The 652-nt window shown below is 61.5% G+C and carries 1 pseudogene; it reads left to right on the top strand.

Going from position 1 to position 652, the window contains the following annotated elements:
* Window positions 1-383 (top strand): annotated as a pseudogene (locus tag ACYQ0J_RS00815) (metal-dependent hydrolase); the annotation flags it as partial.
* Between the last annotated feature and the right edge of the window lie 269 nt (window positions 384-652).

Genomic DNA, 652 nt, shown 5'->3' with positions numbered 1-652 from the left:
CCCGGGCGGAAGAGCGGTGCCGGGCGGAGCGGGAGGCCCTCCGGGGGGAGCTTTCCCGCCTGAGGGACGAGGTGGGCCGCCTGCGCTACCTGGTGGCCCAGGGGGCCGAGGCCCCCCTCCGCCTCGCCGAGGGGGAGGCCCGGCTTGAGGAGGCCGAGGCCCGCCTGACCCGCCTGGCCCTGGACTGCGCCGGGGAGAAGGCCCGCCTGGAGGAGTCTATCCGGGAGGCCCGCCTCGCCCAAGCCCGCCTCCTCCGGCGCAAGGAGCGCGCCGCCGAGGCCCAGCTCGTGCGCTCCCCCGTCTCGGGGCGGGTGGTGGAGGTCAAGGTGCGCGACCTGAGGCCGGGGGAGGTGGTGGTGGAAATTGTGCTACAATCGCGTTAGGCAAGGGGTGGTTAAGCGTGTCCCTGAAAGGGACTCACTTGTTTCTGAGAGAAGTGCTTCCTCGTGTTTTTTTGGCTTTGCTTTTTACTCTGGTGGCCCTTTTGTTAAAATCTAACGCCATTCTAAACTTTTTGACTGGACTTCTTTCTACAAGCAACTTTGCTGTATTTTTTGTCTTCGCAACAGTTTACTCCGTCATTCTTTTGTTGATAGCTATAGTAGCTAGACGAGCTAAGCGCTTTGTTGTAGATAGACGCTTCAGTTTACTA

The organism is Thermus sp. FJN-A (assembly GCF_054655095.1).
This window is presented reverse-complemented; position numbering and strand designations above follow the sequence as displayed.